Annotated in this window: 7 protein-coding genes; 2 read left to right on the forward strand and 5 right to left on the reverse strand. The window is 45.1% G+C overall.

Going from position 1 to position 9,137, the window contains the following annotated elements; genetic code table 11:
* Positions 1 to 256 precede the first annotated feature (256 nt).
* The 5 genes from msrA to IQ234_RS18215 all read right to left on the reverse strand — a co-directional run bounded on the left by msrA (position 257) and on the right by IQ234_RS18215 (position 7,547).
* On the reverse strand, positions 257 to 919 hold the full coding sequence (gene msrA / locus IQ234_RS18195; protein WP_193958106.1) for a peptide-methionine (S)-S-oxide reductase MsrA: 663 nt from the start codon (positions 917 to 919) through the stop codon (positions 257 to 259).
* A gap of 235 nt (positions 920 to 1,154) precedes the next feature.
* Positions 1,155 to 2,798, reverse strand: coding sequence for a DUF6930 domain-containing protein (locus tag IQ234_RS18200; protein ID WP_193958107.1), 1,644 nt, complete (start codon positions 2,796 to 2,798; stop codon positions 1,155 to 1,157).
* A gap of 75 nt (positions 2,799 to 2,873) precedes the next feature.
* Positions 2,874 to 4,949, reverse strand: a complete 2,076-nt coding sequence (locus IQ234_RS18205) for a caspase family protein (RefSeq protein ID WP_193958108.1) — start codon at positions 4,947 to 4,949, stop codon at positions 2,874 to 2,876.
* Positions 4,946 to 6,115 carry a sulfate adenylyltransferase gene (gene sat / locus IQ234_RS18210; RefSeq protein WP_193958109.1) on the reverse strand — a complete coding sequence of 390 codons (1,170 nt, stop codon included), beginning with the start codon at positions 6,113 to 6,115 and terminating at the stop codon, positions 4,946 to 4,948. Before sat ends, IQ234_RS18205 begins: the two co-directional genes overlap by 4 nt.
* Positions 6,116 to 6,239: 124 nt before the next feature.
* A complete protein-coding gene (locus IQ234_RS18215) occupies positions 6,240 to 7,547 on the reverse strand; it encodes a calcium-binding protein (protein ID WP_193958110.1) in 1,308 nt (435 codons plus the stop codon).
* A gap of 429 nt (positions 7,548 to 7,976) precedes the next feature.
* Between IQ234_RS18215 and IQ234_RS18220 the strand changes: the two genes are divergently transcribed.
* Together IQ234_RS18220 and IQ234_RS18225 are read left to right on the forward strand one after the other, a co-directional pair.
* Positions 7,977 to 8,312 carry a hypothetical protein gene (locus IQ234_RS18220; protein WP_193958111.1) on the forward strand — a complete coding sequence of 112 codons (336 nt, stop codon included), beginning with the start codon at positions 7,977 to 7,979 and terminating at the stop codon, positions 8,310 to 8,312.
* Positions 8,313 to 8,318: 6 nt separating this feature from the next.
* Positions 8,319 to 9,023 (forward strand): SDR family oxidoreductase, encoded by a 705-nt coding sequence (locus IQ234_RS18225; protein WP_193958112.1) that lies wholly within the window; start codon positions 8,319 to 8,321, stop codon positions 9,021 to 9,023.
* Positions 9,024 to 9,137 lie beyond the last annotated feature (114 nt).

Here is a 9,137-nt window from a genome sequence, read left to right on the forward strand (position 1 = left end):
TTATGAATTATGAATTATGAATTATGAATTATGAATTATGAATTATGAATTATGAATTATGAATTATGAATTATGAATTATGAATTATGAATTATGAATTATGAATTATGAATTATGAATTATGAATTATAACTGATATAGGAAAGATCGGGGTGGTTAGGACAATCAATCGCTGAAACCCTTGACCGATAAGAGTTTGAAAATTGAAAGCGTCCTAAATAACCCATTTTTTGCTATAACTGACGGCTAACCTTACTTAATTTAACTTCAGATCAAGAGCGATGGGACATTCCACTTTCGTTCCCCCTAAACCGCAGTAACCGCCGGGATTTTTCGCTAAATACTGCTGATGATAACCTTCAGCATAATAAAATTCAGGTGCGTCGATAATTTCCGTGGTAATTTGACCATGGCCCTCTTTATTGAGAGCTTCTTGATAGATCGATCGAGATTTTTCCGCTAATTGCTTTTGCTGGGGATTATAGGTATAGATACCCGATCGATACTGAGTTCCCGTATCATTACCCTGACGCATTCCTTGGGTGGGATTATGACTTTCCCAGAAAACCTTTAACAGTTGTTCGTAGGAAATCACCCTGGGATCATAGACCACTAAGACCACTTCATTATGCCCAGTCATGCCGGTACACACTTCCTGATAGGTGGGATTGGGGGTGATACCAGCCGCATAACCCACGGCCGTAGTGTAAACTCCTTCTAATTGCCAAAATTTCCGCTCTGCTCCCCAAAAACAGCCTAAACCGAATATTGCGCTTTCCATACCAGCAGGAAAGGGGGGCTGCAAAGGATGACCGTTAACGTAGTGGCTGCTAGGTACGGGCATTTTTTCCGATCGCCCGGGTAGTGCTTCCCTTACTGTAGGCAAAGTTAATTTTTTTCCGAATCCGAATAACACCATAATAGACCTCTTGTAAAAATCAAAAATTGTTGTTAGGGCTAGGAGTCAGTAGCCAGTAGTCAGTAGTCAGGAGAATTAAGAATGAATAACAATCAATTAAATGCTCTATTTACAGATTTTATGCAATTTAATCCTTATCTTTCTCATTTTTGAACTCTCAAAAATTAATTATGCCAGAACTCTACTGATTATTGATTACTGTTCACTGAAAAAAAGCCGCCGCTGCCCATCAAAATTAACCGAAGTGAGGCATAAGAGTCAAAACTCCCAAGTCTAAATCTTTACTATCGATCGATTTTGCCTCATAGAGGGCTAACATATCGTTTAATTGGGGATTGCCGCAGGAGGAACCGGTTACGCCCATGGCAATAATCAAACCACAATAACCCTCGGTATTTTTGATGCGTTTTTGCCAATTGCGGCGAGCATTACGGTGGTCGGGATCATCTTGCTCGAATTCTCCAAATAGATAAAGATCACCGTTAGCCATTTTCAGAATCCCCAGATCATAACGGGTATCTTCTAAGGGATCTTCGCCGGGGTTAAAACCAATGGCCGCCAAACCGCCAGCTTGTTCGATTTTTTCGATAATTTCCTTGGCTTTCGGTCGGGAGGTCTGGATCATCACCACGGGGAAACCCTCTCCTTTTGTCGGTACGGATTGGGGTTGATAATGGATTTTTGGACGACTGCGAATTTTATCTAATAATTGCCAGGGAACCATTCCCAGACTCAGATGTGCATTATCAGGGACTAGATTTTCCTTGAGTACGGATTCTTCTTCCTCATCATCCTCATCATCGTCGTCCTCCTCCTCTAAAAGTTGCATAAATTCCGCACATAGATCGGGCATCGTGGCCACCGTCACGGCCACGGTTTCCCCTTTTGCTTGTTCGGGATCGAGGGGAATGCGAAAACGACGCTGTAATTCTCCGATCGGTTCTTCGGATAAAGCGGATTGATTGCCTTTAAAAAAGCGCAACAGAGCTATTAAAGCCAAATATACCGTGACTGCTTCTTCTTCATCCAAATAGGGGCGAATACCTTCGTAGGGATGCACGCTGCCGAAAACTGGATGGATTTGGGAGGGGGCAGCCGAGGCCAGATCGTAGTCATCCTCATCATCGTCCTCATCATCATCGGCCAATTCGTAGCTTAAAAACCAGCAATCTTGGGAAAGAAAGGCTTTTTCTAATCTTTCCATCGATTTTTCTTCTAAAGCGGCCTGCCGGAATTGTTTGAGGGATGCTAGAGAACGATAGAGAATGACTCCGTATTCCCGACCGAGCATTCCCATGATACAGGCGTAAAGATGCGGGAAATCGGGGCGATCAATCTTAATTTCCAAAATATCGTAATCAGCCAAACAGGACCAGGGTTCAGCTTTCCAAATTTCGTGAGCAGTTTTCACTAAAGCGGACTGCCAAGCGGGGGGAATTGCCGGGGGACGATTATTTTGGAATTCGTCGAATCCACGAAAGAGATCATCGATCAGGGGCAAACTGGGGACATAATCGATGGTGATATCGAGATCTTGTAGTACCCCGCGCAGAAAAAACTGTGTTTCTCGATCGCGGACGATAATTTTTTTCGGTCTCGCTGGCCGGGCGGGATTTTGCGGTGTTTCGATGGCGCGGATTAAGGTTCTCACCATGGCCTCGGGCCCAGTTTCGGGGGAAACTACTTCCATAGCGCGTACACAGCCCTCGCTACCATCCACCCAGATCACACACTCGCCGCCGCTTTCTTGATTTGGTTCTAGGGTGGCCCGGGGCATTCTCTCGGATAAGGATAAAGCACGACGATCTCCTTCCCAAACACTGGGAATTTGTGGGATTTTTTTGAGGCGGCTTTGGGTTGTCCGGGGCAGAAGATTCATCGGGAAATTTAGGGGTAGCTGTGTTAGGATTTTAACCTTTTCTTTTCAAGGATTCCATAAGATTATTCTATCGATTTAGTCGATAACCTGATAGATAAACCGGAAACCTGACCAAGTTCCCAGATCAAAGGCGTATTCATCAATGACACTGCCAGAACTATCCATTTTTAGACCTAAATCCAATTTTAGATCGCTCCAGAAAGCTCTGGCTATTTCTAGGGGGTTAGTCAGGGTGAGCAGTTGGCTGGCTTCTCCTTTGATGCTTTGAGTGGCATTGAGAAGGGTCAAGGTGTTCGGGAAAGGATGGCGACTGAGGATCAGTATATTCTCTCTGATGCCCTTGGGTTGACTAATTTTCCAATGCCCTAGGGTTGAATTGGGGATGGTGGCCTTGGTTTTGGCCGCCACGACAAAGGGGGCTAATGGCCTGGAATTGCTGAAATTATCGGGGTTTTCTGAATGGGAACAGTATAAAAGCGGTTGGCGATCGCTGTTGAGGACAAGGATCATTGCGTAGAGGGGTTGTTCTTCTTGATTCTCGATTTGATAGCGAATTTCTGTCCCAACGGGCAGAATTAAGTCATTTTTAGCGGTATTATTCCCCTTGCTACCCGCAATTTTTTGGGTTTGTACCGTGGAGATATAGGTTTGATCGAGGCTTTCCAGGGTGACAATGACGGCTAAACCGGAGGATTCTTGATTGATCAACAAGTGCCACAATTTGCAGGCCAGCAGGGTTTCTAGTTGCGATTGCAGTCGTTTGATCCCCGATTTAATTGCTTCGTTGGCCGCACCTAAACTACCGATAATTAGGGAGCCATTGGCAGATAATAACTGATAATTGCCAGTTTCTTCGCTACCAACTCGACTTAAGAGACAATCTACCGTTTGTTCGCCAATGTTAACCACGGCGGCCACATCGGGCAAACCGGCAAAGGTACTGGTGGCATCTACCCGTTCAATTCGGGTTAAGTTACTATCCAAACCGACGATTAAGCCGATTTGACTCGGAAAAACCCGCAATTTTTCCTGTAGAATCTGTCCAGTTTTGAGGGAAGCAGCCGGGGATAATAATTGCGCTTTCGCTTTTAAACCCTGACGGGAGAGAATTTGTAGGCTAATTTCCTCCCCAGTCGCCTCAATAAAGCTCAAACAGGAGTTAATTCCGTAATTTTCTACGATTTCTAAGGGCAGGCCGACCAGATTGACTTCTAGGGTGCGTTCATCAATAAGATTTGTAACAATTGCTGCGCCCCCCCTTGACTTTTCTGGCTGTATATGATAAGGCGGCGCAGAATTATTTTTTTGATTACTGGTTAGGATTGCTGGTTGCTGTTGTTCACTGCTGTGACTAGCGACGAGATTACGGAGATGGGGAAAAGCGATCGCAATTGTCGGACTGGGGCAAGCTTGCCAGAGATACTGGGTGAGATCATAGGTGAATAAGCCAGCATTGGGGCTATTACCGCTCAATTCCAGGGCGATTTGCTCCGGTTTAGCGGCAGCCAGAATAACGCCGTTACTAGGCTTATTTTTGAGGTTAAAACGGGTTTTAATATCGGCAGCGAAAGTTAACTCGGCGGGGTTAAGATCAGTCAGGCTTTCGGGATAGGAACGAACGCGAAGATTACCGAGATAGGGCTGAGGTTGGGGGAGATGACTACTATCAAAAACCAAGCTAAACTTATCCGTAGCTAGACAGCGAGCCATCAGCAGGATATTTTCCTTAAGTAAAGCATTTTCTGCCCCATCAGCAGTAATAAAAACCTCTTTTCTGGCCCCAACACTGCCATAACCGCTAAAGTGAAAAATGACCACATCCCCTGCCTTGGCTTGGGCGATCAGGTGTTCTAAAAAAGCCGCTTCGATCGCTTCTCCACTGGCTTTTTGTCCCGTTAAAGTCACTATATCAGCATCCTGAAAACCAAAACGATAACGGAGAAGGTCTTTTTGTAACTCCACATCGGTAAGACAACCGGGCAGCGGCGGAATATTCGCCCCATACTGGTCGATACCGACTAAAAGAGCCAATTTTCGGGGATTAGGGGCGGCGAGAGCAGCCAAATGACGGTTAAGGGTTCCTTGACTAATGGCCAAAGTCAGCAACCCCCAACCTGTCTGCTGGATCAATTCTCGCCTAGTTATGTTCATGATCCTTGCATAGCCCGGATTAATTCGGCAGCCACTTCTGGACGGGAAAATTCTGGAGGTGGTAATTCTCCTTTACGCAGCAGTTCCCGGACTTTCGTTCCCGAAAGGTGGATTCTTTCTTCTGGTAAACTGGGGCTAGTTTTGGTGGTTGCCATTCCCGAAGTGCGGGTACAGTAGAAAGCGTGTTCAAACTTCATCGGCACGATTCCCAATTCCCCCGGCTCGAACTCATCAAAGATATACTGGGCATCGTAGGTTCCGTAGTAGTCGCCGACTCCAGCATGGTCACGACCGACGATAAAATGGGTACAACCGTAGTTTTTACGGATAATAGCGTGGAAAATTGCTTCCCGGGGGCCTGCATAACGCATAGCTGAGGGGTTGATAGCCAGAATAACGCGATCTTGGGGGAAGTATTTATCCATCATGATCTCATAGCAACGCATCCGCACATCGGCCGGCACATCATCGCTTTTGGTAGCGCCGACAAGGGGATGCAAGAATAAACCATCTACCACTTCTAGGGCGCATTTTTGAATGTATTCGTGGGCCCGGTGGATGGGGTTACGGGTTTGGAAACCGACAATCGTTTTCCAAGCTTTTTCGTGGAACATCTTGCGCGATTGCAGAGGATCGATCTGATATTTGGGAAACTGAGGATGAGGATCGCGCTGAAGTAACCATATTGGACCTGCGAGGTTAATTTCTCCCTGTTCATAGAGGACTTTTACCCCGGGGTGTTTCTGGTCGTCGGTACGATAGACGTTAACTGCTTCGTGGGCCTTATTATAACGGTATTTTTGGGTTAGTTCCAGGACTCCGACAAAGTTGCCTTCGCTGTCATCTAAACGAATCCAGTTGCCTTCTTTAAGGGGATCCGCCACTGCTTCGCTAACGGAAAGAGTCACGGGAATTGCCCAGGGTAAACCATTGATTAGACGCATATCATCGACGACTTTTTCGTAGTCGTCCTGTTCCATAAAGCCTTTGAGGGGACTGAAACCACCAATAGCAATCATAACTAAATCCGAGAGCGATCGTTCATCTAGGGAAACTCGCGGTAGTTTTTCAGCTAGGGCCAGAAATTCGGCTTTTTCGGCAGCGGTAGCAATACGATTGATTAATTGCCCACCGTGGGGCGCGATTCCTTCGGTCAGTACAGTCATAAAAATTTCTTTACATTGTCACGGTTGATCCTATCAGAAGTTGGTTAAAGCTCTATGGGATTCCAATAAAAAGGCTTGTACTGAAACAGTACAAGCTCTTACTTTAGATTGACAAATTTAGATATTAGGCAATCACACTGAAGTTGCTTTGGTTGACTGTGGCCAAATTGGTAAAGGTGGAACTTAAGGTGGCCAGAAGGTTAGCATCTGTACCGAATAGGGCGGTATTAAGAGCATTACTGGTGTACCATACGTCCACCCCTGCAGCCGTGCCAACACTCAAAATTGCTGCATTAGAGGAGGCCCCAGGAGAAAAGGGACCAGGAGAAAAGGCGGCAGCGGCGGCGGCAGCCAGGGAGTTACCTTCACCGTAGCGACGAGCGGAGAGGCTACCGCGAGATAATCCTGCAAAACCAGAAGATCTTAACTGAATTCGATCAATAGAGATAAAATCAGTAATCAAATCTACTCCTTCAAAAGGCGAATTGTAGATGTAAGTGTTAGTCCCTGTTCCCCCAGTGAGAGTATCTGCCCCAGCACCACCCACGAGAGTATCGTTACCGCCACCAGCGCTGATCACATCATCCCCGCCACTACCGTTGAGAACGTTGGCTTGAAAATCGCCAGTAATTGTATCATTGCCGCTAGTCCCGATGACATCATCGAAATTGAGAAAAGTCCGATTGATGGTAGGAAACGGACCAAAAACAGAAGCCGCACCCGTGGAGAGATTGATAGAAAGGGAAGCTCCCAAGGAAGCAGTGCTGGAATCAATAGTGTTACCGCCCACCAGGGGATCGGCAATAATCGTCTCCATACTGATCGTATCATCGACCCCAGCAAGCCTTTTCTCAACGATTCCCGTCGGTTTGACAGTAATCGCTCTTCCTAATCCCCGATAGTCGGCGGTATCACTGCCTGTTCCCCCCTCAAGGGTATCGTTTCCTCTCGTGCCGAAAAAGGTGTCATTGCCTCCATTTCCTCGCAAAAGATTATTTTGACTATCACCTTTTATGAAGTCATCTTGATTAGTTCCCGATACATCATCGAAGTTGTTAACAGTAAAGTTTAAAGCACCGAGAAGAGGAACATTTCTGACGATTAAACGGGAGATACTGAGATCAACCTCGATAAATGAGGGAGCAGCGGCTGTGGAAGCATCGATTAAATTATTACTAGCAGAAGCATTGGCAATAATTTTTTCCACAGAAGTCAGTTGATCAGTGCCGAGACTACCTTTCAAGATTCCGCCGGTAGGCAAAATAGTAATACTCTGTGGAGCGGAAGGAGAGTTGCGAAGATTGCTGTAGTCGGCAGTGTCAAAACCACTGCCACCATTGAATATGTCGTTGCCGCTACTACCGATAAAAGTATCGTCAAAACTGGTCCCGACAAAGTTGTCGTCAAGTATAGTTCCACGAAAAATTGCCATTAGTTACAAACCTCCGATTTAGTCTTTTCAAGAAAATATAGAGCCAATAGTTATAAACATTGAACAAGCTTTTAACAGCATTGTTGGTTAGGGAAAAATTTGCTGATGTTTAACCTTAGCTTTTAGGCAATATCACAACACAAGAAAACTAGCAATCAAAAGGGATACCATAAGATTCTGTTAAGTAGTTTTCTTAGTCATTAGTTAGGGGATGAGTCAAAACAACTTAGGAAAAATTCTTTCGCTTTCTCGATGAATGCTAAGAAATACTAACTTAACGTTGTGTTTTATTTCAAGGTGTTAACTTATGTTAAGTTGTGTTTCAACTGTTGTCAAATTCTATATAAAGTTTAAATAAGCGGTTTATCGGGAGAAAATTGTTGAACTCGGTTTTTATGTCCAGAATCGTACTTGTAACTGCTAATATCGTTGATTACCATTAGCAAGTATGCTGCCGCTGCGCCTAAATCGGTCATATCCCCAGAAAATCGCCAATTTATCGCCTATCTACAATCATGCCTACGGGTACTCGATCGCCAGTCGAAAACGGTGACAGAAAACAAAGCGATCCCTATTTCCTCTTATCCCACGGCGGCTGTGCCACCACCACCCCCAACTAATTTACCTGCTAATATTCTCAGGGCGATCGAGCGTATCTATGTTCCCGTCTATCCCCAAACTCCCCCAACTCTTAATCAAGGGGTTGGGACTAGCGATGATTTTCCAGTTGGAACCGTTTACAATAAGATTTGTAAAAATTTATAAATAATTATGAGCGAAAAAGTTGTTCTGATTGTCGGTGCTACGGGGGGGATCGGTGCCGCTTTAGCGCGTAAACTAGCTGTTAATGGTCATAAGCTCGTATTAGCGGCCAGAAATGCCGATAATTTATCTAATTTAGCTGGTGAGTTGTCTTGTCCCTCGTTAATTGTGCCGACGGATATCACCAATCCCACTCAGGTGGAAACTTTGATGGCCAAAATTGTCTCCCATTACGGCCGGTTGGATGTGTTGGTTAATGCGGCTGGAGCCGGTGTGATGAAACAATATAATAAAATCACGCCGGAAGATTTAGATAAAATGCTCGACCTCAATCTGAAGGGGAGTTTTTATACCTGTCAGGCTGCGGCTAATGTGATGAAGGAAAATAAGGCCGGTCATATCTGTAATGTGGTGGGAATTTTGGGTAAGCATTCTATGGCTATGGCTGCCGCTTATTGTGCTTCTAAGTACGGGGTGGTGGGTTTTAGTAAATGTTTGGCCGATGAGTTAAAACGCTATGGTATTAAAATGACTTTATTCTATTTTGGTGGTGTCGATACTCCTTTTTGGGATCAGGTGAGCTTAAAAGTTGATCGCAATAAAATGTTAACCGCTCAAACCGCCGCCGATGCTATCTATTTTGCCATGAATGCTGAACCCCAAGCTGTCCCCATGGAAATTAATATTCAACCCGATAGTCATCTCTTTTTTTAGTCCTCAGGAGTCAGGAGTCAGGAGATAGGGTTTTAGGGTTTTAGGGTGTTGGGGTTTTAGTTTAAATTCCCCCAATACCCCACTACTCCACTTCCCCATTCCCCACTTCATAAT

The sequence above is a fragment of the Microcystis aeruginosa LEGE 91341 genome (assembly GCF_015206885.1).
Lineage (GTDB): Bacteria > Cyanobacteriota > Cyanobacteriia > Cyanobacteriales > Microcystaceae > Microcystis > Microcystis aeruginosa_H.

Excerpts from the sequence above, each read along its gene's own strand:
- msrA (WP_193958106.1), bottom strand. The coding sequence starts at position 919 with ATGGTGTTATTCGGATTCGGAAAAAAATTAACTTTGCCTACAGTAAGG.
- IQ234_RS18200 (WP_193958107.1), bottom strand. The coding sequence starts at position 2,798 with ATGAATCTTCTGCCCCGGACAACCCAAAGCCGCCTCAAAAAAATCCCA.
- IQ234_RS18205 (WP_193958108.1), bottom strand. The coding sequence starts at position 4,949 with ATGAACATAACTAGGCGAGAATTGATCCAGCAGACAGGTTGGGGGTTG.
- sat (WP_193958109.1), bottom strand. The coding sequence starts at position 6,115 with ATGACTGTACTGACCGAAGGAATCGCGCCCCACGGTGGGCAATTAATC.
- IQ234_RS18215 (WP_193958110.1), bottom strand. The coding sequence starts at position 7,547 with ATGGCAATTTTTCGTGGAACTATACTTGACGACAACTTTGTCGGGACC.
- IQ234_RS18225 (WP_193958112.1), top strand. The coding sequence starts at position 8,319 with ATGAGCGAAAAAGTTGTTCTGATTGTCGGTGCTACGGGGGGGATCGGT.